Here is a 22,613-nt window from a genome sequence, read left to right as displayed (position 1 = left end):
ACCGTTCCGGCCCGATACGCCCCACCTCGGCCTCATGATGTTTATCGCACGTCGTCGGGGGACGGCTGGCAGCCAGATGGCGACAGGGGAGGAACACCAGATGACCGACGTCCACCAGGGATCGGAGCAGGTCCCGACGGCCCGACTGACCACGATGAGCACGCGCGGGGGCGGGGTGTCGTTCGCCGTGCCAGAGCACTGGGACGCGATCGAGCTCTCGCCGGACGGGGACGTCGTCGCCGCCGTCGAGCCGGACGACTCCGACCGCTTCCGGACCAACGTCGTCCTCATGTTCGCCGACGTGCAGGGCTCGCTCGCCGAGTGGCAGCGCACGACGCAGCACCTGGAGTCGCAGGAGCTCGACGGCTACCTCCTCCTCGACCACGAGGAGATCACCGTGGGGGGCCACGTCGGGCTGCGCCGGCTCACGACCCACTCGACCCCTGCCCATGAGTCCGTGACCACCGAGTCGTGGACGACCGTCGTCGACGGCACGGGCATCACGCTGACCGCCCGGGTCGGCACCCTGCGACTCACGCACCTGGCACCCGTCCTCGACGCCGTCGCGGCGAGCCTCGTCATGCGGACCGACGGTCGGGTGCCTGCATGAGCGTGACGTTCGACGCCTCGACCACCCGTCTGCGGCTCGACGCCGACGCGTTCATCACCCTCGTGGAGTACGCCACCGACCCCGAGGGCGCCTGCGAGGACGTCGTGGAGCGCCTCAGCGACGCCGGCGTGGTCGCCGACGGAACCCCGCACCCCGTCCTGCGCAACGCCCTGGCCGCCGTCACCACCTCGCTCGGCTCGCTCCAGGTGCTCGTCACCGGACCCGACGGAGTGCGCCTCCACCAGGCCTGGGTGGCCTTCGTCAGCGCCATGCTCACCGACCTCGCCGACGGCACCTACGACTTCGCGGCCCTGAGCACCGAGTTCGTGCCGACGACCATCGCGCAGCTGACCGGGCTGCAGGCCCGGCCCCGTCTCGACGCGGCGTCGGCCGTCGTCGACGAGTCGCTGCTCGACGACCTCGCCTCCAACTCCGTGGCCGCCCGCACCGCCGGCAGCGAGTCCCTCGCCGACCTGCTCGCCCCGTGGCCCCGCGCCGGCGCGGCCGTGCGTGCCGGACTGTGGCAGCTGTCGGTCGTCGACATCGCCTTCCAGGCCCGGGACCGCACCGTCGTGCGCAGACTCGCGTGGGTCGACGTCGACGCCGGACTGCTCCGGGTCGAGGCCGACGAGCACGGTCCGGCCCTGGTGCCCACGACGTCGACCGCCGTGTGGCGGGCCATCGTGTCGATCCTGCCGACCGACGCCGAGACGGGCACCGAGACCGGCACCGGGGCGCAGTCGGCCTGAGCCGCCGGGCGCCGCACCCCGGCGACGTGGCAGACTGCCGCTGGCGACTGGGAGAGGAATCCGGTGCGAATCCGGAGCGGTCCCGCCACTGTGAACCTCCGACCACGCGGTCGGCGGAAGCCAGGGCATCTCCCGTCGCTGGTCGCGCCCGCCGGGCGCGTCCGGTCCACCGACGCGGGCGCGGCACCCGCAGGAGGCTCGCAGTCACATGCGCGACGGCTCGAACGACGTCCCGAACGACGTCCTCAACGACCCTGACCAGCACGGGTCACCACCCGGCACCTTCCCCTTCTCGGCGGTCGTCGGCTCCGACGACCTGGCCCTGGCGCTCGTCCTCACGGCGGTCTCGCCGGAGGTGGGCGGCGTGCTCGTGCGCGGCGAGAAGGGCACGGCGAAGTCGACGATGGTGCGCGGCCTCGCCGCTGTGCTCCCCCGCCAGCAGGTCGTCGCCGGCTGCCGCTTCGGCTGCGCACCGGGCGACGGCGCCGGATGCCCGGACGGACCGCACGACCCGGACGCCGCGGCCGGCACCCGAGCGGCCCGTCTCGTCGAGCTGCCGATCGGCGCCACCGAGGACCGTGTCGTCGGGTCCCTCGACCTCGAGCGGGCGCTGGGACGCGGCGAGACGGCATACCAGCCCGGCCTGCTCGCGGCCGCGAACCGCGGCATCCTCTACGTCGACGAGGTCAACCTCCTCCACGACCACCTCGTCGACCTGCTGCTCGACGCGGCGGCCATGGGCCGCAACACCGTCGAGCGCGACGGCGTCTCGGTCTCGCACGCCGCCCGGATCGTCCTCGTCGGGACGATGAACCCCGAGGAGGGCGAGCTACGCCCGCAGCTGCTCGACCGCTTCGGGCTGACCGTCGAGGTCGCCGCGCCCCGGGAGCCCGCGCTGCGCGCCGAGGTCGTACGCCGCCGGCTGGCCTTCGACGCGTCGCCGGCTGCGTTCGCGGCCCGGTTCGAGGACGACCAGGAGGCGCTGCGCGGGCGGATCGCCGACGCGCGGTCACGGGTCGGAGCCGTGACCCTGACGGACGAGATGCTGACCCGGATCGCGGTCGTCTGCGCCGGCTTCGAGGTCGACGGTCTGCGCGCCGACATCGTCACGGCACGCGCCGCCATCGCCCACGCGGCCTGGTCGGGACGCACGGTGGTCACCGTCGCCGACGTCCGGGCGGCTGCCCGGCTGGCGCTGCCGCACCGCCGGCGCCGCATCCCGTTCGACTCCCCCGGGATCGACGAGGACCTCCTCGACGAGCTCCTCGGCGACGACGATCCGGACCTCGAGCCGGATCCGAGACCGGGGGACGGCGGCGAGCCAGAGCCTGCCGACCACGACCACGACCGCGACCACGACCACGACCGCGAAGCGCAGCCGAGCTCGTCGTCGGAGACGGCACGGACCGACGGGCAGGAGTCGCCACGACAGCCCGAGCCCCAGCACGCCGAGCTCGAGCCGGGGCTCGGCGAGGGCGGTGAGAGCGGCGAGGGCGGTGAGAGTGAGGTGCCCACTGCCTCGGCGGTGAGCGCCGCCGATGAGCCCTACCGGGCGAAGCTGCTGCGCGCCAAGGGGATCGGGCAGGGCGACCCGGGACGCCGGTCGGCCGCCCTGACGAGCACCGGACGCCGCGTCGGCTCGACGACCGCCCGCACCGGGCCGGTCCACGTGCCCGCGACGATCCGCGCGGCCGCGGGACGCGGCGCCACCGGCGACCGGTCGGGACGCCTGCGCGTCCTGCCCGGCGACCTGCGCCGCTCGGTCCTGCAGGGTCGGGAGTCCAACCTCGTGCTGCTCTGCGTCGACGCGTCCGGGTCGATGGCCGCCCGCAAGCGCATGGAGGCCGTGAAGTCGGCGGTGCTCTCGCTGCTCCTCGACGCCTACCAGCGGCGCGACAAGGTCGGCCTCGTGACCTTCCGCGGGTCCGACGCCGAGCTCACCCTGCCGCCGACCGGCTCGGTCGACATCGCGGCCCGGCGGCTTCGCGACCTGCCCCACGGCGGACGGACGCCGCTCGCGGAAGGGCTCGGGACGGCATACGACACGTTGCGCGTCGAGCGCCTGCGCGACCCGAACCGGCGCGCGCTCCTCGTCGTCGTCACGGACGGCCGGGCCACGAGCGGCACCGATGCCCTGGGCCGCGCCGGGCGCGTCGCCACCCAGCTGCGCGGCGAAGGAGTCGAGAGCGTCGTGCTCGACTGCGAGTCGGGGCGCTTCCGGATGGGGCTGGCGGCCCGGCTCGCCGAGCACCTCGGCGCCGAGCACCTGCCCGTCGGCGAGCTGGCCGCGTCGGCCATCGTCGGCGCGGCACGCACGCCGCGCCCGACGGGACGGGCCGCCTGATGCGCGGCCAGCCGACGACCGTCCCCGAGGACGGCCTCACGACGCGCCAGCGCCGCAACCGCCCCCTGCTCATCGTCAACACCGGCGACGGCAAGGGGAAGTCGACGGCCGCCTTCGGCCTCGCCCTCCGCGGCTGGAACCAGGGCTGGTCGGTCGGCGTGTTCCAGTTCGTCAAGAGCGCGAAGTGGCGCATCGGCGAGCAGACCGCCGTCGAGACCCTCGCCGAGCTGCACCGCGAGACCGGCAAGGGCGGTCCGATGGAGTGGCACAAGATGGGCGCCGGCTGGTCCTGGACCCGCAAGGAGGGCACCGAGGACGACCACGCCGAGGCGGCTCGCGAGGGGTGGGCGGAGATCAAGCGCCGGCTCGCTGCCGAGACGCACGCCGTCTACGTCCTCGACGAGTTCACCTACCCGATGGCGTGGGGCTGGATCGACGTCGAGGACGTCGTCGCGACCCTGAGCGACCGCCCGGGCCACCAGCACGTCGTCATCACCGGGCGTCGCTGCCCGCAGGCCGTCCTCGACCTCGCCGACCTCGTGACCGAGATGACCAAGGTCAAGCACCCGTTCGACGAGGGCCAGAAGGGCCAGCGAGGGATCGAGTGGTGAGCGCCTTCAGCAGCGCGGTCGACGCCGCCGTCGGCTCGGCGGTCGGCACCGCCCTCGGCCGGCTCCCGGCCGGGCCCGACGTGCCCGGCGCCACCGCCCTCCCTCGACTCGTCGTCGCGGCCCCCGGCTCGGGCCACGGCAAGACGACCGTCGCGACGGGGCTCATGGCCGCGCTGCGCGCCCGTGGTCTCGGGGTCTCGGGGTTCAAGGTGGGCCCGGACTTCATCGACCCCGGCTACCACGCGCTCGCCACGGGCCGGCCCGGTCGCAACCTCGACCCCTTCCTCTGCGGCCAGGACCAGGTCGCGCCGCTCCTCGTGCACGGCGCGACTGCCGGCGGACCGACCGACGTCGCCGTCGTCGAGGGCGTCATGGGCCTCTTCGACGGGCGCATCGGCGGCGACGGCTACGCCTCGACCGCGCACGTCGCGACCCTGACCCGCACGCCGGTCGTCCTCGCCCTCGACATCAGCCACATGACGCGCACCGCGGCCGCGATCGTCCACGGCCTCGCGACCTTCGAGCCCGGGGTCCGCGTCGCCGGGGTCGTCCTCAACAAGGCGGCGTCGGGCCGGCACACCCGCGAGGTCTGGTCGGCGCTCGAGGCGACCGGGGTCCCGGTCCTCGGGGTGCTGCCGCGCGACGCCGGCATCGAGGCGCCGTCGCGTCACCTCGGCCTCGTGCCCGCCGCCGAGCGCGAGGAGGCCGCCCGGTCGGTGCAGCTGCTCGCCGAGCGCGTGGCCGAGCACGTCGACCTCGACGCGATGCTGTCGATCGCCCGGTCGGCCCCCGACCTCGACGTCCCGGCGTGGGACGCTGTCACCGTCCTCGGCGAGGCAGCCCGGCCGGCCCCGACCGGGCGGCGTCCCGTCGTGGCCGTCGCCGGCGGCCGTGCCTTCACCTTCCGCTACGCGGAGACCGACGAGCTGCTCCGGGCCGCGGGCCTCGAGCCGGTCGTCTTCGACCCGCTCCACGCGCGGTCGCTGCCCGCGGGCACGGCCGGGCTCTACCTCGGCGGCGGCTTTCCCGAGGTCCACGCCGAGGACCTGTCCGCGAACTCCGCCCTGCGCGAGGACATCCTGGACGCCGTCCGCGGCGGCCTGCCGACCGTGGCCGAGTGCGCGGGCATGCTCTACCTCTCCGAGTCCGTCGACGGCCACGAGATGGTCGGCGCGATCCCGACGGTGGCCGCGATGGGCCCACGCCTCACCTTGGGCTATCGCACCGCGATCGCCCCGGGCGACTCGGTGCTCTCGGTGGCCGGCACCCGCGTGACGGGCCACGAGTTCCACCGGACGACTGTGGGCGGCGAGCAGCGGCCCAGCTCGGCGGCCTGGCTGCTCGACGGGACGCCCGACGGCTTCGCCCTCGACCCCGCCGGCACCGGCCGGCCCACCCTGCACGCGTCCTATCTCCACACCCACTGGGCGGGTCACCCCCGGCTCGCTGGCCGCTTCGCCGAGGCCGTCCACGCGTATGCCGTCACGGACGCCTCGCGCCGGAGGGCGTCGTGAGCGGGCTCGTCGACCTGCACCACCACGGCGACCGTGACGCCGTCCCCGGTCTCGTCGACCTCGCGGTCAACGTCCGGCTGCCGGCGCCGCCGCCATGGCTCGCCGACGTCATCGCGGACTCGCTGCACGACCTCGGGAGATACCCGGACCCGTCAGCGGCGGTCACCGCCATCGCGCGACGGCACCGCGTCGACCCTGAGTGCGTACTGCCGACCGCGGGAGGGGCCGAGGCGTTCACGCTCGTCGCCCGCGCGGTCGCCGGCAGCCGCCCCGTCGTCGTGCACCCGCAGTTCACCGAGCCCGAGGCAGCCCTCGTCGCCGCCGGTCGACCGGTCGACCGGTGCGTGCTCCCGCACGAGGACGGCTTCCGCCTCGACCCCTCAGCCTTCGCCCCGTCCGGCGAGTACGCCGACGCCGACCTCGTCGTCGTCGGCAACCCGACGAACCCCACGGGGGTGCTGCACCCCGCCGGCGGCGTGCGGTCGCTGCGCCGGAGCGGGCGCGTCGTCGTCGTCGACGAAGCCTTCATGGACGCGGTGCCGGGCGAGCCCGAGTCGGTCGTCGGTCGCGACCTCGAAGGGCTGATCGTCGTCCGGTCGCTGACGAAGACGTGGGGCCTGGCCGGCCTGCGTGCCGGCTACGTCGTCGGCGACCCCGCGCTCGTCGCCGGCCTCCGTGTCGTGCAGCCGCCGTGGTCCGTCTCGAGCCCTGCCCTCGCCGCCACGGTCGCCTGCCTGTCCGAGCGCGCCGTCGCCGAGGCGGAGGCAGCGGCCGTGTCCTTCGCCGCCGACCGCGCGGTGCTCGTGGGCGAGCTCGCCGCCGTCGGGCTGCGCACCGCGGCCCCGTCGGCGGCGCCTTTCGTCCTCGTGGACACGAGCCCACTCGGCGCCGGGTCCGTCCGCGAGGACCTCGCCCGCCTCGGGTTCGCCGTGCGCCGGGGCGAGACGTTCCCCGGCCTCGGCCCGACGTGGATCCGGCTCGCCGTGCGTGACGCCGAGACCTCACGCAGCGTCGCCGCGGCGCTCGACGACCTGAGGAGACTGCGTCATGTCGCCTGAGCTGAGCTTCTCCGGCCTCTCCGTGCTCGTCGCGCGCATCGCACCGCACTCGGTCGCGACGGTCCATGCGCTCCTGCGCGACGAGGCCCGCGTGACCGTCGCCGCGGCGCTCGACGACCTTCCCACCTCGCTGCGCGACCTCGCCGAACGCGGGCTCGTCACGCTCGCCCCGCAGGCCGACCCGACGGCCTACGACGTCGTCCTCCGCGGCGACCCGTCGACGTCTCCCGCGCCGACCCCCGGAACCGCTGTCACGGAAGGTCACCCAGAGGTCGGGACGGTGACGCTCCTCGGGGGAGGCCTCGGGGACCCAGGACTGCTGACGGTCGCCGGCATCGAGGCCGTCCGGCAGGCCGACGTCATCGTCCATGACCGGCTCGCGCCGCTCAGCGCGCTGCGGCACGCCCGCGACGACGTGCACGTCGTTGACGTCGGCAAGATCCCGCGCGGCGACTTCACACCCCAGGAGCGGATCAACGACCTCCTCGTCGAGCACGCCCTGGCCGGTCGGAACGTCCTGCGCTTCAAGGGCGGCGACAACTTCGTCTTCGGTCGCGGTGGTGAGGAGGCCGAGGCCTGCGCGGCGCGCGGCATCCCCGTCGTCGTCATCCCGGGGATCTCGTCGAGCATCGCCGCACCGGCCCTCGCCGGCATCCCCGTGACGCACCGCAGCCTCGTGCAGGGCTTCACCGTCGTCAGCGCCCACGTGCCGCCGGGCGACCCGCGCAGCACCCTCGACTGGGGGGCCATCGCCCGGAGCCGCACGACGATCGTCGTGCTCATGGGTGTCGCCACGCTGGGAGCGGTCGCCGAGACCCTCGTCGCCGAGGGTCTGTCGCCGGAGACCCCTGCGGCGGTCGTGGCCGACGCGGGGCTGCCGAGCATGCGAACGGTCCGGGCACCCCTGCGCGACATCGACGCCCGCGTCCGCCGTGACGGCCTCGGCGCCCCTGCCGTCGTCGTCATCGGTGACGTCGCAGCCCTCGACGTCCTCCGATGAGCCGGTCCGTCGGACTGGTCCTGGGCTGGGCGCTCGACCAGGCCTTCGGCGACCCGCGCCGCTGGCACCCCGTGGCCGGGTTCGGCTCGGCCGCAACGGCCCTCGAGCAGCGGACGTATGCCGTCCGGCGCGCTCGCGGCGTCGCGCACGTCGCGCTGCTCGTGGGCGCCACCGCCGGCCTCGGCGTCGTGGCCGAGCGGTCGACGCGGCGCAGCGACGTCGCCCACACCCTCGTGACCGCCGCGGCGACCTGGGCCGTGCTCGGCGGTCGCTCACTGACGCGCGAGGCGTCCACGATCGACGGCCAGCTGCGGCGGGGTGACCTCGAGGCCGCTCGCGTGCAGGTGCGCCACCTCGTCGGGCGGGACACGACGCGGCTCGACGCCGACGAGGTCGCCCGCGCCTGCATCGAGTCGCTCGCCGAGAACACGTCCGACGCGGTCGTCGCGCCGCTCCTCTGGGGCGGTCTGCTCGGCGTCCCCGGGCTGCTCGGCTATCGAGCCGTCAACACGCTCGACGCGATGGTCGGCCACCGCAACGACCGCTACCACGAGTTCGGCTGGGCCGCAGCGAAGCTCGACGACGTCGTCAACTGCGTCCCGGCCCGGGTCGCGGCCGCACTGGCCCTGGCGAGCGCCGGGTCGAGGGAGCGGGCCGTCGCCGGCTGGGCGGCCGTCCGGCGTGACGCCCCGGCCCACCCGAGCCCGAACGGCGGCGTCGTCGAGGCCGCCTTCGCCGGCGCGCTCGGGGTGCGGCTCGGCGGGTCCAACACCTACGACGGCCGGACCGAGGACCGCGGCACGCTCGGGGACGGCCCGACGGCGCGCGCCCACGACATCGCACCGGCCGCCCGCCTCGCGCAACGCGTGGGGGCCGGCTCCCTCGCCGTCGCACTTGGGCTCGCGATCATCCGACGTACTCCTTGCACCCCGAACCCTCGACGTGGCGCCATCCTTCCTGCCATTGTCTGAGTCCTAAGCGGTTAACCCCCACTGCGAAGACAGGGAGAAATTCTTGGCATCCAGCACTTCTGCCTCGTCCGTTAGCGCACCTGCTTCTTCCCCTACGGCAGCATCTGGGCCAACATCTCCCCCCGACCCCGTCGCCAAATGGGCAAAGAAGCAGCAGTCGGTACTTCTGCCACTTCTGGCCGCGTTGGGGGCGGCGTTATTCGCTTGGTTGGTGGGCGCTACCGAAGCCACGCTCGCGCACTTTCAGGCAACGGCATACGACGTGCCCGAGCAGTACATCGAGGTCTCCGGCCTGGCCACGGCATCGGCTCTTGTCATACCTACGGCGGCCCTCGTGGCACTGGTTACTTTCGTCACACACTGGACGAACGCGTCAAAGCGGCGTCGCGTCATCTATCGAAACGTCTTGCTGGCCCTGACACTCGCTTGCACAGTTGCCGCACTCATCTTTCAGGATGCTGGCGGCCGTTGGTTGATCGTGATCGTTGCGGCCATGATTTTGGCCCTCTGGGCAGGACTTCGAGCCTGGAGTGGGCACCAAAAGCCGCCGGTACCCGCCACCGGTCCGCCGAGCCTCTGGCAGTACTTTCTTGCCTTACTCAGTATCCCCATTCTGGCTGGGGGGATGTGGCTGTATGCGGCGATAGTTGGGGCCATCATGTACGCGACTTCAATCACCGGCCCGGTGCGAGTGCTGGAATCAAGCACAAAGGCAGGGAGCCCTGTACTCGTATTCATCGAGGGCGATCGCGCCGTACTGAGACCACTGGGAAAGACTGCCGACGGCAGTCTGACGCCCTGCGGAGCTTTTGAACTCAAAGGTTCGGACGGGTTGAAACTTGCCACCTACACCGTCAAGGTCGAAAGCGCGCAGGAGGGAACGACATGCTCAAGCGGCGCGGCGGTGAGGCCCAAGTGATCATTTAGTACGTCCACCCGATGGTCGCGAAAGCGGGCGAGTCGCTGACGTGCACAGATGGCCGGATCGGTCTAGGAGTGAAAGTCGACCTCGTCGCCGACGCTGATCGTCCCGGACGTCAGCAACCGGAAGACCGTCCCCGCCCGCGCGTGCAGCGCCCGCGCCGCGCCCGGTCCGAGGTTGTCGTCGAGGAGGCGGCAGGGCGCCGCGATGCGCACGACCTCGAGCTCGACGTCGCCGATGGAGATGCGGGTGCCCGGCTTCGTCGGGATCACGCCGCCGGAGATCGTCAGGTTGCGACGCGTCAGGCCCGGGTCGACCGGACGGCCGAGGTCCGCAGCGGCCGCCTCGAGGTCGGGGAGCGACTGGATCGTCACGTGCCGGTGCTTGCTTCCGTGGTAGCGGTCACCGACGAGCCCGGCGCCGGCCTCCGCCTCGACGCTCGGCACCGAGCGCGTCGGCAGCCGGCGCCCCTTGGCGACATGAATGCCGACGACGGTCGGCGGCGCGGCAGGTGGGTCGAGGTGCATGCCGGCAAGGCTAGGCGTCGGGCTCGGGCTGGACCGGCACGGGTGGGATCCGCAGCCCGGGCGGACCAGAGCCGTGCTCGCGCTCGTACCACGCGGCATACGCGGCCACGGCGGTCGGCAGCGTCGGGAAGATGAGGTCCGTCCCGACCTTCTCGATGAAGCCACCCGCCTCGAGCGAGAGCCGCATGTCCTCCTTGACCCGGGCCATGGCGAAGCGGATCTCCCGGTCCGAGAGCGTCGAGCGCAGGGTCTCGAGCGCGTCGACGGCCGTGAGGTCGACCTCGGTGTTGGCCTCGGCGTTGAGCAGGAACCACTCGACCCGTGCGTGGCGGGTCGCCTCGTCGACGACCTTGAGGGCACGGCTGACGAAGTCGTCGGAGTTGGCGAAGAAGAGGGGCGAGTCGTAGCGGTAGACGACGAGGCCGGGCACCTGCACGGCGTCCGGGTGGTCGTCGATGTCGTGCATGCCCGCGACGTCGGGCACGTAGCCGAGCACCCCGTCGTGCGGGTGGACGATGCGGCGCAGCAGGTCGAGCACCGAGAGCGCGATCGCCGCCCCGATGCCGGGCAGCACCCCGAAGAGGAGCACGGCGACGGTCGTCGCGAGAGCCAGCACGAGCTCGCTGCGCCGGAACGCGCCGATGCGCCGCATCTCGGCGATGTCGACGAGGCGGATCGCGGCGTAGACGACGACGGCGCCGAGCGCCGCGGTGGGGAAGGCCGCGATGACCGGCCCGAGCCAGAGCAGGGTCGCGATGACGAGGACGAGCGAGACGAGGGAGTGCAGCTGGGTGCGTGCCCCCATCGAGTCGGCGATGACGGTGCGGCTGCCGCTCGAGCTGATCGGGAAGCCCTGCAACAGGCCGGTCGCGACGTTGGCGCCGCCGAGGGCCAGGAACTCCTGGTCGCTGTCGATGGTCTCGCGGTGGCGGCCGGCGAAGGCCCGGCCGGTCAGCACGTTGTCCGAGTAGGCGACGACCGCGACGCCCAGGGCCGCAGGCAGCAGGGCCCACACGTCGACGTCGGACACGTCGGGCAGCGAGAAGGACGGGAGCCCCTCCGGCACGGGGCCGACGAGCGTGATGCCGAAACGGTCGGCGAGGTCGAGGACGGCGACGACCACCGTCGCCCCGAGCATCGCGATGAGCGGCCCCGGCCAGAGCGGCGCGAAGCGCTGGAAGGCGAAGAGCACGACGAGCACGCCCAGCGACAGCAGCACCGTCGGCACGTGGACGTCGCCGAGGTGCGTGACGGCATACCTCACCTCCTGGAGGAAGGAGTCGCCGTCGACGTGGAGCCCGGTCACCTTGCCGATCTGGCTGACGATCATGAGTGCCGCGATGCCGGCCATGTAGCCGACGAGCACCGGCTTCGACAGCAGGTCGGAGAGGAAGCCGAGCCGCGTCACGAAGCCGACGAGGCAGATGAGCCCGACGGCGATCGCGAGGAGCGCAGCCATCTCCTGGCGCATCGCGATGCCCCCGCCGGCCGTCACGAGCGCACCCACGCCGGCAGCCGTCATGAGCGCGGTCGTCGACTCGGGCCCGACGGACAGCTGTCGCGACGACCCGAGCACCGCGTAGACGAGCAGTCCCGGCCCGACGGCCCACAGCCCGCTGACCGCGGGCAGTCCGGCCACCTCGGCGTAGGCGAGCACCTGGGGCACGAGGTAGGCGGCGACCGTGATGCCACCGAGCACGTCGCCGCGCAACCACACCTTGTCGTAGCGGCGCAGCACCGCCACACCCGGGAGCAGCCGCTCCCACCGCGCCCGCTGCTGCAGGTCCGCCGTCACCTCTCGAACGTACGCGAGGTCGTATGCCGTCAGGCCGGTTTCGCGCCCATCGCGCCGATCGCGCCGAGGGCCTCCCCCACCGACTCGACGACGTCCACGCCGTCGGGCACCGGCGGTCGTCGCACGACGACGACGGGCACGCCGAGGTCGTGGGCGGCACCGAGCTTGGCCTCCGTCAGGGCGCCGCCGGAGTCCTTGGTCAGGAGCACGTCGACGCCCCGGCTCTCGAGGAGCTCGCGCTCGGCGGCGTAGGGGTAGGGCCCGCGCGCCCTCAGCACCTCCCAGGAGGAGGGCACATCCCAGTCGGGCGGGTCGACGACACGCGCCAGGACGTAGCGGTCGTCCCACGCGGCGAAGGTCTCGAGCTGCTGGCGCCCGGTCGTGAGGAACGGCCGGACCCCGAGGGCCTCGGCCGCGACCCGCGCGGCCTCGACGTCGTCGACCCAGGTGAACGCCCCGGCGAGCGGGTGGCGCGACCACCCCGGCCGCTGGAGTCGGACGAGCGGCACGCCGACCCGGCCACAGGCGGCGACGGCGTTGCCCGTGATCTGCGCGGCGAAGGGGTGGGTCGCGTCCACGACGACGTCGTAGCCGTGCGCCACGAGGTGGTCGGCGAGGCCGTCGACACCGCCGAAGCCGCCGGCGCGCACCTCGCCGACCGGCAGGGCCGGCGCGCTGACCCGACCCGCGAGGCTCGACACGACGGCGTCGCCGCGCTCGACGAGGCGACCGGCGAGGTCCCGAGCCTCCCCCGTGCCCCCGAGGACGAGGACGCGCACCGTCAGGCGGGGATGCGCAGGCGGCGCGTCATCTCGCCCACCGCGACGGTGATCGAGTGGCCGAGGTGCACGCAGGGTCCGCTGATCTCGTTCTGCTGGCTGCCGCCGAGCCCGATGACGACCTCCGGGTGGACGCGGGCCACGGTGTCGACGATCTCCTGCGCCGAGGCGATGTCGATGTTGCGCGGCACGGCCATGACCATGCCGGTCGCCCCTCGAGCCTCGATCGCGCGCAGCCAGTCCTCGACGGGCAGGTCGGCGCCGACGTAGACCGTCGCGAAGCCGGCCCGACGCGCGGCCACGGCAAAGGCGAGCAGGCCGAGCTCGTGACGGGAACCGGGTGGCAGACCGATGAGGAGGGTCGGGCCGTCGACCCGGACCGACGCGGCCTCGTAGGCGGCTGCGAGACGGCGCTGGACGGCATACGAGACGAGGTGCTCACCGGCGACGGTGAGCCGGCCGTGCGCCCACTCCTCACCGACGAGCTGGAGGGTCGGCATGAGCCAGTCGTCGACGACGTGCTCGAAGGTGCCGAGCGCGAAGCGCGCATCGAGCACTGCCGTCGCGGACGCGGAGTCGAGCCGCTCGGCCGCGCGGATGAACGCCTCGGCGTCCTCGGACTGGTAGCGCCCGCCGGGGCGCAGCGGTGCGACGCGGCCGCCGCGGCCGCCGCGGCCCTCTCGGTCGGCGCGGTCGGCGCGGTCGGCGCGACCGAAGGGTGCCTCGCGACCAGCGGGGTCGCGGCTCGAGAGCCGCCGGGTCGTCTCGGCGGCGGCCTCACGGGCCGACCAGCCCTCGTTGACGAGGGAGTTCATGATCGCGAGGGCGCGGACGTCCTCGGGGCCGTAGAGGCGGTAGCCGCCGTCGGAGCGCTGCGGGCTGACGACGCCGTAGCGGCGCTCCCAGGCGCGCAGGGTGGCGACGCTGATCCCGGTCAGCTCCGCGGCACGCTTGATGGTGTACATCCGCTACCCCAGCCTGCTCAACGCGTCTCGCATGCCCTGCTCGGCCTCGTCGCCCAGCTTCTTGAAGGCCGGCGCGAGCAGCGGTGCGGCGAGCTTGGCGATGCCCTTGAACTCGAAGTCCGCCCGGTAGGTCACCGTCGTGCCCTCGCCCGCGGCTGCTCCCGAGCCGGTCACGGTGCGCACGAAGGTCATCGTGTCCTTGGCGACGACCGTCGCGTTCTCGCCCCGCAGCGCGAACCGTTCGTCGGGGACGTGCTCGATGACCATGTAGTCGAGCTCGGTCTCACGGCCGAGGAACTTCGACACGTTGTGGTAGCGCGTGCCGAGGCCCCCGTCGCCCGACACCCGCTCGGTGCGGACGGTCCCTGGGTCCCATTCCGTGGTGTTCGTGAAGTCGCTGAGGTACGCGAACACACGGCCGACCGGGTGTGCCACCGTGACGCTGCGCTCGATCTCCATGCGTTCTCCAACCTTTGACAGACCTTGTACAGCCACTCTACGGTGTGGACGAAGGATGGACAACGCACGACGCGACCTCCGTCACTCGAACCGTCGGAACCATCCGGTCGGGGCTCCGCGCCGAACCACACGGGACCACATCAGCCAGGAGGCCTCGGTGACTCGACCGAACCGACCCACCCCGTCGACCAGACCGACCGCAGCCGTCATCGGCGCGGGCGTGTCCGGCCTGACCGCCGCCCACGTGCTCAGCGCGACGCACGACGTGACCCTCTACGAGAGCGACACCCGCCTCGGCGGGCACGCGCACACCCACGACGTCCCCGGGCGCGATGGCAGCCTGCGCATCGACAGCGGCTTCATCGTGCACAACGAGAAGACCTACCCGCACCTGCTCCGCCTCTTCAGCGAGCTCGACGTGCCGACCCAGCCGACCGAGATGAGCATGAGCATCACGTGCGAGGGGTGCGGCCTGTCGTATGCCGGTGGGCGCGGTCCCAGGGGGATGTTCGCCCAGAAGCGCCGCCTCGCCGACCCTCGCTTCATCCGGATGCTCCGCGACGTCCCGCGCTTCCACGCGGCAGCGCGCGCCCTGCTCGCCGACGACTCGCAGGACCCGACGTGGGGCGAGTTCCTCGCCGTCGAGGGCTTCTCCGACTACTTCGTGCGCCACTTCGCGATCCCGCTCGTGGCCTGCGTCTGGTCGTGCGGCGACCTCGACGCGTCGTCCTACCCGGCGCGTCATCTCTTCCGGTTCCTCGACCACCACGGGATGCTGACGGTGACGGGGTCGCCCACGTGGCGCACCGTCACCGGCGGGTCGGCGACCTACGTCGACCGGCTCGTCGAGCGCCTGCCCGACGTGCGCAAGGAGAGCCCGGTGACCGCCGTGACGAGGCACGACGACGGCGTGGACGTGCTCGTGGGCGACGGTCGGACGGCGACGTTCGACCGCGCCGTCATCGCCACGCACGCAGACCAGGCCCTCGACCTGCTCGCTGACGCGATGCCCGACGAGAAGCGTGACCTCTCGGCGATCCGCTACTCCCGCAACGAGACCTGGCTGCACCGCGACTCATCGGTCCTGCCGAAGCCGCGCCAGGCCAAGGCCTCCTGGAACTACCGCATGCACGCATGTGACGCCCCGGCCCCCGACGTCACCGTCAGCTACTGGATGAACCGCCTCCACGGCATCACCGACGCCGACGACCACGTCGTGACGCTCAACCCGGAAGGCAGCATCGACGAGTCGCTCGTGACGGCGCGGATGTCCTACGACCACCCGATCTTCACGCGTGAGGCCGTCGAGGCCGCGTCGCGCCTGCGCGAGGGCGGCGGCGACCGCCTGGCCTTCGCCGGCGCACACCTCGGCTGGGGCTTCCACGAGGACGGGTGCCGCTCCGGCGTGGAAGCCGCAGAGTCCTTCGGGGTGCGCTGGTGACGGCCGTCCTGACACCGCCCGAGGTGCCCGCGCTCGTCGACGGCACCGTGGCCCACTCGCGCCGCACCCCGCTGCACCACAGCTTCACCTACGGCCACTACCAGTGGCTCGTCGACGTCGACCATCTACCCCGACTCCCTTGGCCTGCAAGGCTGCTCGCGCGCTTCGACGTGCGCGACCACCTCGACGAGGGTCGGCTCGGCGGCGGCATCCGCGGCGACATCGAGCGCTTCCTCGCGGCGCGCGGTGTGTCGCTGGCCGACGAGGACCGTGTCCTCATGCTCGCCAACGCGCGGGTGCTCGGCCACACCTTCGACCCCCTGTCGGTCTTCTGGTGCCTGCGGCCCGACGGCTCGCTCCTCGCCGTCGTCTTCGAGGTGCACAACACGTACGGCGAGCGCCACGCCTACCTCCTCGACGTCCACGACGACGGCACGGCGACCGTCGGCAAGGCCTTCTACGTCTCCCCCTTCAACGACACCCGCGGGGAGTATGCCGTCCGCCTCGTCCTCGAGCCCGGCGCCGTCAGCGTGACGGTGGCCCTCGACCGCGACGGCGAGCGGATCATGACCGCCGTCACCCGCGGCACCCCGGAGCCGGCCACGACCCGTGCGCTGCTCCGCCTCGTCCGACGTCACGGCCTCATCACACAGAGAGTGACGACCCTCATCCGGGTACACGGCATCCGTCTGTGGTTGCGCCGTCTGCCCGTCATGCCCCGCCCCCGACACCCCAAGGAGGCCGTCCGATGACCGCCCAGTCCCCGACCATGGCCCAGCCGCTGTGCCTGCGCCGCCCCACCCTGCGCGTCCTGTGCGTGCGCGCCCGCCTGGCCCGCAGCATCCTCGCCCAGGTCGCCAAGCGCGTGCCGGTCGACGTCGTCATGCCGGACGGCCTGCTCCTCGGTGGCGGCACGCGTCGGACCGACCGGCCGGGGCTCGAGATCGTGCGTCCGACCGCCGTCTTCGAGCGGCTCGCGCACCACCCCAAGATCGGGATCGGCGAGGCCTACATGGCCGGGGACTGGAAGGCCGCCGAGGGCACCGACCTCGCCGAGCTGCTCATGCCCTTCGCCGAGCGCATGACGACGGCCGTCCCCGAGGGGTGGCTGCGGCTGCGCGGCTTCGTCGACCGCCGCATCCCGAGCATCCAGAACAACTCGCTGCTCGGCTCGCGCCGCAACATCGAGGCGCACTACGACCTGTCCAACGACCTCTTCGCGACCTTCCTCGACGAGACGATGAGCTACAGCTCGGCGATCTTCGACGAGGACGAGCCGCTGCGCACGCAGTCCTTCGAGGAGGCCCAGCTGCGCAAGGTCCACGCGATCCTCGACATGGCCAAGGTCGGCCAGGACAGCCGTGTGCTCGAGATCGGCACCGGCTGGGGCACGCTCGCCCTCGAGGCGGCGCGGCGCGGCGCCACGGTCACGAGCGTCACCCTCTCCAAGGAGCAGGCGGCGCTCGCCCGTCAGCGCGTGGCCGATGCCGGGTTCACCGACACCGTCGACATCCGCATCCAGGACTACCGCGAGGTCGAGGGTGTCTACGACGCCGTCGTCAGCGTCGAGATGATCGAGGCCGTCGGCGAGGAGTACTGGGAGACCTACTTCCGCACCATCGACGAGCGCCTCGCCCCGGGCGGCATCGCGGCCGTCCAGGCGATCCTCATGTCGCACGAGCGGCTCATGGCGACGAAGCACTCCTACGGCTGGATCCAGAAGCACATCTTCCCCGGCGGGCTCATCCCGAGCCTCCAGGCGATGAGCGAGACGACCGACGCCGCGACGACGCTGCGCATGTCGGCCGTCGAGGCGTTCGGCACCGACTACGCCGAGACCCTGCGGCGCTGGCGCGAGACCTTCCTCGCCCGCTGGCCCGAGGTGCACGCCCTCGGCTTCGACGAGACCTTCCGCCGCAAGTGGGAGTTCTACCTCGCCTACTGCGAGGCGGGATTCGCGACCGGCTACCTCGACGTGGCCCAGGTGCGCTTCGAGCGGGAGGGCGCCGCGGCCGCGGCCTCGTGATGGCTCCGTCGACGACGTCGATCCTGTGGTTCCGCCGCGACCTGCGGCTGAACGACCACCCGGCGCTGCTCGCGGCGGTCGACGCGGCCGCGCACGTGCTGCCGGTCTTCGTCCTCGACCCACGGCTGCTGGAGACCGACACGCCCCGCACCCGGCGACTGCTCGCCTCCCTCGCGTCGCTGTCGAAGGACACCCGGGGGGCGCTCGTCGTCCGGCGCGGTGACCCCGTCGACGTCATCACCCGACTCGCCAAGCAGGTCGGGGCGACACAGGTCCACGTGTCGGGGGAGACGACGCCCTACGGCCGCCGACGCGACGACGCCGTCGAGAAGGCCCTCGCCGAGGACGGGCGCGAGCTCGTGGCCACAGGGACGCCGTATGCCGTCGGGCCGGGTCGCATCGTCAACCAGGCGGGCTCGCCGTACAAGGTCTTCACACCCTTCTCCAAGGCATGGCACCAGCACGGGCGGCCGGCTCCGGCAGCTCGCCCCAAGCGCATCCCGTGGCTGCGCGAGGACGTCCACAGCGACCCGCTGCCCGAGGTGCCCGACCTGTCCCGGCTCGAGGCCGGCGAGGCCGCCGCGCTCAAGCGGTGGGAGAGCTTCCTCCACGACGGGCTCACGGCATACGACAGGGAACGCGACCGTCCCGACCTCGACACGACGAGCCGGCTGTCGGCGCCGCTCAAGTACGGCGAGATCCACCCCCGCACGATGCTCGCCGACATCGCGGCGCACTCGGCGGGGCGGTCGCAGGCCGCGAGCACCTACGTCACCGAGCTGATCTGGCGCGAGTTCTACGCCGACGTGCTGTGGCACCGCCCGGACTCGGCGTGGCACGACCTGCGGCCCGAGCTCGCGAAGCTGCCCTACGACTCGGGCGCCGAGACCGACCGGCTCGTCGACGTGTGGCGCGAGGGGCGCACCGGCTACCCCGTCGTCGACGCCGGCATGCGCCAGCTGCTCGCGGAGGGCTGGATGCACAACCGCGTCAGGATGATCACGGCGAGCTTCCTCACCAAGGACCTCCACGTCTGGTGGCCGGTCGGGGCACAGCACTTCCTCGACCACCTCGTCGACGGCGACATCGCCTCCAACAACCACGGGTGGCAGTGGGTCGCCGGCACGGGCACCGACGCGTCGCCGTACTTCCGCGTCTTCAACCCGGTGACGCAGGGAAAGAAGTTCGACCCCGACGGGGCGTACGTCCGGCGCTGGGTCCCGGAGCTCGCCCACCTACCGGGTGGCGCGGCTCACGAGCCGTGGAAGCACGACAACGGGTACGACCACGAGTATCCCCAGCGCGTCGTCGACCATGATGAGGAGCGCAAGGAGACCCTGGCCCGCTACGAGCGCGCCCGAGGCTAGGAGACGAGATGCGGGGCCCCGTGACCGAGCTGCGTGCGTTCGTCAACGCCGCGCTCATCGAGAAGGTGGACCGCGACCACCGCGACCCCGACGACGTCTTCCGGCGCCGTCAGGTCGTCGTCGCGCTCACCTTCGTCGTGGGCACCGCGGTGCTGGCCTGGGCGCTGCGGATCACCCCGGGCGACCCGCTCTTCTACGTCGCGACGCTCGCCCTGGCGGCGGTGTGGCTCGTCGGCGCGCTGCTGTCGGGCCCCCTGCACGCGGGCATGGGGCACACGCGTCGCGGCGAGAAGGCCCGGCCGATCGTGCAGTCCCTCGTGCTCGGCGTGCTGCTCCTCGTCCTCTTCCTCGTCGGTGCGCTCGTCGTCGCCCGCATCCCCGTGCTGCGCGAGCCGGTCGACCAGCTGCTCGACCACGCTCGGTTCGGGGCCTTCACGGCGGTGCTCGCCATCACCTTCGTCAACGGCGTCGTCGAGGAGCTCTACTTCCGCGGCGCCCTCTACGCCGCCCTCCCGCGCCACCAGGTGACCCTGACGACCCTGCTCTACGCCCTGACCACCGTCGGCAGCGGCATCCCGCTGCTCGTCCTGGCGGCTGCCGTCATCGGTCTCGTGACCGCCCTGCAGCGCCGCGTCACCGGCGGCTTCCTCGGGCCGATCATCACGCACGTCGTGTGGTCGACCGGGATGCTCCTGCTCCTCCCACCCGCCCTCGAGCTGACCAGGTGACCGCATGAACCCTGCCCCGAACTCCACCACGACCGACACCACTCCGCGCCGCGCCCTAGTCACGGGCGCCTCCGGATACGTCGGCGGGCAGGTCGTGCCGCGGCTGCTCGACGAGGGCTGGTCGGTCCGGGTGCTGACCCGCCGCCGCGCCTCGATGGACGACAAGCCGTGGGTCGACCGGGTCGAGGTCGCCGAGGGTGACGTCGCGTCGGCCGACGACATGCGCCGCGCGCTCGAGGACGTCGACGCCGCGTGGTACCTCGTGCACTCGATGGACGACCAGCCCGACTTCCAGGAGCGCGACCGTGAGGCGGCGACGATCTTCTCGGAGGCGGCGAAGGAGGCCGGGGTCTCGCGCATCGTCTACCTCGGCGGCCTGCACCCCGATGACGAGGTGCTCTCGCCACACCTCGCCTCGCGCGTCGAGGTCGGCCGCATCCTGCTCGACTCGGGCGTGCCGACCGCGGTGCTCCAGGCCGCCGTCGTGCTCGGTGACGGGTCGGCGTCCTTCGACATGCTGCGCTACCTCACGACCCGCCTGCCGGCGATGGTCGCGCCGAAGTGGCTCGACAACAAGATCCAGCCGATCGCCATCGACGACGTCGTGACGCTCCTCGTGGGCGCCGGCAGCCTGGCCCCCGAGGTCAACCGCACCTTCGACATCGGGGGTCCCGAGGTGCTGACCTACCGCGAGATGATCGCCCGCTTCTCCGACGCGACGGACCGGCGCCGCCCGGTCGTCGTGACCGTGCCGGTGCTGACGCCGCGCCTGGCGAGCCACTGGGTCGGGCTCGTCACCCCGATCTCGGCGGGCCTGGCCAAGCCGCTCGTCGGCAGCCTCGTCCACGAGGTCGTCGCCAAGGAGGACGACATCAGGGAGCACGTCGACGTGCCCGGGGGCTTCATCGACTTCGACACGGCCGTCCGGTCGGCGATGCACACGGCCAAGCCCGACACGGCGATGCGCAACCTCGCCCTGACGAGCGCCGCGACGGTGGCGAGCGCCGTTGCGGGTTCGCTTGCGACGCAACCGGAGTCACGCTGGTACCGATCGCTCGACCTGCCGGACTGGCAGCCCCCGACGCTCGCCTTCCCCCTGGTGTGGACCGCGCTCTACGCCGACATCGCGGCCACGTCCGCGACGGCGCTCAACGCGTACGACAAGGCCGGTGACACCGAGGGTCGCAACGCCTACCTCAAGGCCTTCGGGACCAACCTCGCCCTCAACACGGCCTGGAGCGTGCTCTTCTGGCGCGTACGCAAGCCGTGGGTGGCGGCCGCGGAGGCGGCGCTGCTCACGGCAAGCGCGGCGGACCTCGCCCGCCGCGCCGGCACCGTCAGCAAGGGGGCCGGGATCGCCCTGTCGCCGTATGCCGTGTGGTGCGGCTTCGCGACCGCCCTCTCGACGGCGATCGCGCGCCGCAACCGCTGAGCCCGGCCGGTCGGACCGGCTCAGAGCCACCAGCAGTCGGAGACCTGGGGGAGCCCGGCGACGCGGGCCTCGAGGAAGGCGTACTGCTTGGCGAACGACGGCACCGCCCCGCCGACGTGCGTCGGCGTGATGTTGGGAGAGAAGGCCACGTTGGCGCCGCGGGTGCACCAGTCGTGCGCGAGACCGCGCCCGACGGCATACGGGATGACGTCGTCGAGGACGGAGTGCGTCACGAGCACCGGGACGGCGGGCTTCAGCCGGCCGATGCGCTGCTCGGCGATGATCGATCGGAAGGGCTCTGCCGCGGCGAGCTCGGTCAGCGTGCGGCCGTCCTTCGTCAGGTCACTCGAGCGGGTGAAGGCGTGCAGGGCGATCGACTCGCCGACGCACTCGCCCTTGACCGCGGCGATGACGGAGGTGCCTCGGGCGTTGAGGAAGCCGTCGAGGTCGAGGCCGTAGGCGGCGGACTGGCCGGCGACGGCGTAGAGCGCGAAGGCCGAGTAGAGGCTGCCGTCGAGGTGGTCGGCGACGGCACCGAGCTCGGCGGGGACGGCGCCGGCGACCGCACCCTCGAGCCTCAGCTCTGGGGCATACGTGGGCGCGAGCTCCACGGCTGCGGCACTCGCACCGCCGCCCTGGCTGTAACCGGCCAGCATGACCGGGCCGCCGCTCGGCAGCCCGGTGCCGGGGAGGCGCTGGGCGGCGCGCACCATGTCGAGGACGGCGTGCGCCTGGGCCTCGCGGACCATGTACGTGTGGGTGCCGGGTGTGCCGAGGCCCTGGTAGTCGGTCATGGCGACCGCATAGCCGCGGGTCAGCAGGCCGGAGATGAAGGCGCCTTCGTACTCCGAGCCGGCGGCGAGCTGACGGCTCGGGGCGCACTGGTCACCCATCCCCTGGGTGCCCGCGGCGTAGCTGATGAGGGGGCGCTGGCCCGGACCGAACCACGGGACCGGCGGCACGAGGACGGTGCCCGTCACGGCGATCGGGGCGCCGCTGCGGTCGCGGCTGGCATACCTGACCCGAGTGGCGCGCGCGGTCGACGGGACGGCCTTGACCGGGTCGAGATAGAAGGTCATCGGCTCGGCCTCGAGCACCGTGCCGGGTGCTCCGGTGACGGGCGCGGGAGGGTCGTAGAAGCCAGAGGCCCGGGCTGTCGTGACCGGCGACATGACCGCCGCGGCGATCGCGAGCACGACGACGCCGACGACGCGACGGGTGCGGGACGGGCGTTGGGTCGAACGAGGCATGGCGGCGTTCTCCTCAGGCGGCAGGACGACGTCGGTGGCGTCCACTGGCCAGCAACTTACTGACG

At 72.8% G+C, this 22,613-nt stretch carries 21 protein-coding genes and 1 riboswitch; of the genes, 15 read left to right on the top strand and 6 right to left on the bottom strand.

The genetic code is table 11. From position 1 onward, the window contains the following. Positions 1-100 precede the first annotated feature (100 nt). The 9 genes from AB4Z14_RS04470 (at position 101) to AB4Z14_RS04430 (ending at position 9,776) form a co-directional block, all read left to right on the top strand. Positions 101-610, top strand: coding sequence for a hypothetical protein (locus AB4Z14_RS04470; protein WP_442274140.1), 510 nt, complete (start codon positions 101-103; stop codon positions 608-610). Continuing rightward, positions 607-1,359 (top strand): hypothetical protein, encoded by a 753-nt coding sequence (locus AB4Z14_RS04465; RefSeq protein ID WP_442274139.1) that lies wholly within the window; start codon positions 607-609, stop codon positions 1,357-1,359. Before AB4Z14_RS04470 ends, AB4Z14_RS04465 begins: the two co-directional genes overlap by 4 nt. A 30-nt stretch (positions 1,360-1,389) precedes the next feature. Next, a riboswitch (cobalamin riboswitch) is annotated at positions 1,390-1,510 on the top strand. A gap of 57 nt (positions 1,511-1,567) precedes the next feature. Then, positions 1,568-3,703, top strand: coding sequence for a VWA domain-containing protein (locus AB4Z14_RS04460; RefSeq protein ID WP_442274138.1), 2,136 nt, complete (start codon positions 1,568-1,570; stop codon positions 3,701-3,703). Next, the gene (gene cobO / locus AB4Z14_RS04455; RefSeq protein WP_442274137.1) at positions 3,703-4,314 is read left to right on the top strand and encodes a cob(I)yrinic acid a,c-diamide adenosyltransferase; all 612 of its coding nucleotides are present in this window, start codon (positions 3,703-3,705) and stop codon (positions 4,312-4,314) included. Before AB4Z14_RS04460 ends, cobO begins: the two co-directional genes overlap by 1 nt. Next, the gene (locus AB4Z14_RS04450) at positions 4,311-5,828 is read left to right on the top strand and encodes a cobyrinate a,c-diamide synthase (protein WP_442274136.1); all 1,518 of its coding nucleotides are present in this window, start codon (positions 4,311-4,313) and stop codon (positions 5,826-5,828) included. The genes cobO and AB4Z14_RS04450 overlap by 4 nt, the downstream gene beginning before the upstream one ends. Then, positions 5,825-6,886, top strand: a complete 1,062-nt coding sequence (gene cobC, locus AB4Z14_RS04445; protein ID WP_442274135.1) for an Rv2231c family pyridoxal phosphate-dependent protein CobC — start codon at positions 5,825-5,827, stop codon at positions 6,884-6,886. Before AB4Z14_RS04450 ends, cobC begins: the two co-directional genes overlap by 4 nt. Next, positions 6,876-7,886, top strand: a complete 1,011-nt coding sequence (gene cobA, locus AB4Z14_RS04440; protein ID WP_442274134.1) for a uroporphyrinogen-III C-methyltransferase — start codon at positions 6,876-6,878, stop codon at positions 7,884-7,886. Before cobC ends, cobA begins: the two co-directional genes overlap by 11 nt. Continuing rightward, entirely contained in the window at positions 7,883-8,857 is a 975-nt protein-coding gene (locus AB4Z14_RS04435; protein WP_442274133.1) for a cobalamin biosynthesis protein, read from the top strand. Before cobA ends, AB4Z14_RS04435 begins: the two co-directional genes overlap by 4 nt. A gap of 211 nt (positions 8,858-9,068) precedes the next feature. Then, entirely contained in the window at positions 9,069-9,776 is a 708-nt protein-coding gene (locus AB4Z14_RS04430; protein ID WP_442274132.1) for a hypothetical protein, read from the top strand. Positions 9,777-9,847: 71 nt separating this feature from the next. Here the strand turns inward: AB4Z14_RS04430 and AB4Z14_RS04425 are convergent, their stop codons facing one another. From AB4Z14_RS04425 to AB4Z14_RS04405, 5 genes are read right to left on the bottom strand one after another with little or no spacing between them, the layout of a single operon-like run. After that, positions 9,848-10,306 carry an MOSC domain-containing protein gene (locus AB4Z14_RS04425; protein ID WP_442274131.1) on the bottom strand — a complete coding sequence of 153 codons (459 nt, stop codon included), beginning with the start codon at positions 10,304-10,306 and terminating at the stop codon, positions 9,848-9,850. A 10-nt stretch (positions 10,307-10,316) separates the two neighbouring features. Continuing rightward, the gene (locus AB4Z14_RS04420; protein ID WP_442274130.1) at positions 10,317-12,101 is read right to left on the bottom strand and encodes a SulP family inorganic anion transporter; all 1,785 of its coding nucleotides are present in this window, start codon (positions 12,099-12,101) and stop codon (positions 10,317-10,319) included. A 29-nt stretch (positions 12,102-12,130) separates the two neighbouring features. Then, positions 12,131-12,880, bottom strand: a complete 750-nt coding sequence (locus AB4Z14_RS04415; protein WP_442274129.1) for a cobalt-precorrin-6A reductase — start codon at positions 12,878-12,880, stop codon at positions 12,131-12,133. A gap of 2 nt (positions 12,881-12,882) precedes the next feature. After that, entirely contained in the window at positions 12,883-13,845 is a 963-nt protein-coding gene (locus AB4Z14_RS04410) for a MerR family transcriptional regulator (RefSeq protein WP_442274128.1), read from the bottom strand. Positions 13,846-13,848: 3 nt separating this feature from the next. After that, complete coding sequence (locus AB4Z14_RS04405; protein WP_442274127.1) at positions 13,849-14,304, bottom strand: SRPBCC family protein; 456 nt, start codon at positions 14,302-14,304, stop codon at positions 13,849-13,851. 157 nt (positions 14,305-14,461) lie between these two features. On the opposite strand from AB4Z14_RS04405, the gene AB4Z14_RS04400 reads away from it, so the two are divergent. The 6 genes from AB4Z14_RS04400 to AB4Z14_RS04375 are packed head-to-tail and all read left to right on the top strand — an operon-like array spanning position 14,462 to position 21,298. Further along, positions 14,462-15,745, top strand: a complete 1,284-nt coding sequence (locus AB4Z14_RS04400) for an NAD(P)/FAD-dependent oxidoreductase (RefSeq protein WP_442274126.1) — start codon at positions 14,462-14,464, stop codon at positions 15,743-15,745. Further along, positions 15,742-16,497 (top strand): DUF1365 domain-containing protein, encoded by a 756-nt coding sequence (locus AB4Z14_RS04395; protein WP_442274125.1) that lies wholly within the window; start codon positions 15,742-15,744, stop codon positions 16,495-16,497. Before AB4Z14_RS04400 ends, AB4Z14_RS04395 begins: the two co-directional genes overlap by 4 nt. After that, positions 16,494-17,771: a class I SAM-dependent methyltransferase gene (locus AB4Z14_RS04390; RefSeq protein ID WP_442274124.1), complete on the top strand. Its 1,278-nt coding sequence runs from the start codon at positions 16,494-16,496 to the stop codon at positions 17,769-17,771. The genes AB4Z14_RS04395 and AB4Z14_RS04390 overlap by 4 nt, the downstream gene beginning before the upstream one ends. Continuing rightward, complete coding sequence (locus AB4Z14_RS04385; protein ID WP_442274123.1) at positions 17,771-19,138, top strand: cryptochrome/photolyase family protein; 1,368 nt, start codon at positions 17,771-17,773, stop codon at positions 19,136-19,138. The genes AB4Z14_RS04390 and AB4Z14_RS04385 overlap by 1 nt, the downstream gene beginning before the upstream one ends. Positions 19,139-19,146: 8 nt before the next feature. After that, entirely contained in the window at positions 19,147-19,866 is a 720-nt protein-coding gene (locus AB4Z14_RS04380; RefSeq protein ID WP_056774914.1) for a CPBP family intramembrane glutamic endopeptidase, read from the top strand. Positions 19,867-19,870: 4 nt separating this feature from the next. After that, positions 19,871-21,298 (top strand): tryptophan-rich sensory protein, encoded by a 1,428-nt coding sequence (locus tag AB4Z14_RS04375; RefSeq protein ID WP_442274122.1) that lies wholly within the window; start codon positions 19,871-19,873, stop codon positions 21,296-21,298. 20 nt (positions 21,299-21,318) lie between these two features. On the opposite strand, the gene AB4Z14_RS04370 is transcribed toward AB4Z14_RS04375, so the two are convergent. After that, the gene (locus AB4Z14_RS04370; RefSeq protein ID WP_442274121.1) at positions 21,319-22,593 is read right to left on the bottom strand and encodes a lipase family protein; all 1,275 of its coding nucleotides are present in this window, start codon (positions 22,591-22,593) and stop codon (positions 21,319-21,321) included. Positions 22,594-22,613: the final 20 nt, after the last annotated feature.

The organism is Terrabacter sp. 2TAF16 (assembly GCF_052115065.1).
Taxonomy (GTDB): Bacteria; Actinomycetota; Actinomycetes; order Actinomycetales; family Dermatophilaceae; genus Terrabacter.
Note: the sequence above shows the minus strand (reverse complement) of the source record. Positions and strands in the feature narration are given on the sequence as shown.

Coding starts and splice junctions, on each gene's coding strand:
- AB4Z14_RS04470 (WP_442274140.1), top strand. CDS start 101: ATGACCGACGTCCACCAGGGATCGGAGCAGGTCCCGACGGCCCGACTG.
- AB4Z14_RS04465 (WP_442274139.1), top strand. CDS start 607: ATGAGCGTGACGTTCGACGCCTCGACCACCCGTCTGCGGCTCGACGCC.
- AB4Z14_RS04460 (WP_442274138.1), top strand. CDS start 1,568: ATGCGCGACGGCTCGAACGACGTCCCGAACGACGTCCTCAACGACCCT.
- cobO (WP_442274137.1), top strand. CDS start 3,703: ATGCGCGGCCAGCCGACGACCGTCCCCGAGGACGGCCTCACGACGCGC.
- cobA (WP_442274134.1), top strand. CDS start 6,876: ATGTCGCCTGAGCTGAGCTTCTCCGGCCTCTCCGTGCTCGTCGCGCGC.
- AB4Z14_RS04435 (WP_442274133.1), top strand. CDS start 7,883: ATGAGCCGGTCCGTCGGACTGGTCCTGGGCTGGGCGCTCGACCAGGCC.
- AB4Z14_RS04425 (WP_442274131.1), bottom strand. CDS start 10,306: ATGCACCTCGACCCACCTGCCGCGCCGCCGACCGTCGTCGGCATTCAT.
- AB4Z14_RS04410 (WP_442274128.1), bottom strand. CDS start 13,845: ATGTACACCATCAAGCGTGCCGCGGAGCTGACCGGGATCAGCGTCGCC.
- AB4Z14_RS04405 (WP_442274127.1), bottom strand. CDS start 14,304: ATGGAGATCGAGCGCAGCGTCACGGTGGCACACCCGGTCGGCCGTGTG.
- AB4Z14_RS04390 (WP_442274124.1), top strand. CDS start 16,494: ATGACCGCCCAGTCCCCGACCATGGCCCAGCCGCTGTGCCTGCGCCGC.
- AB4Z14_RS04385 (WP_442274123.1), top strand. CDS start 17,771: ATGGCTCCGTCGACGACGTCGATCCTGTGGTTCCGCCGCGACCTGCGG.
- AB4Z14_RS04380 (WP_056774914.1), top strand. CDS start 19,147: ATGCGGGGCCCCGTGACCGAGCTGCGTGCGTTCGTCAACGCCGCGCTC.
- AB4Z14_RS04375 (WP_442274122.1), top strand. CDS start 19,871: ATGAACCCTGCCCCGAACTCCACCACGACCGACACCACTCCGCGCCGC.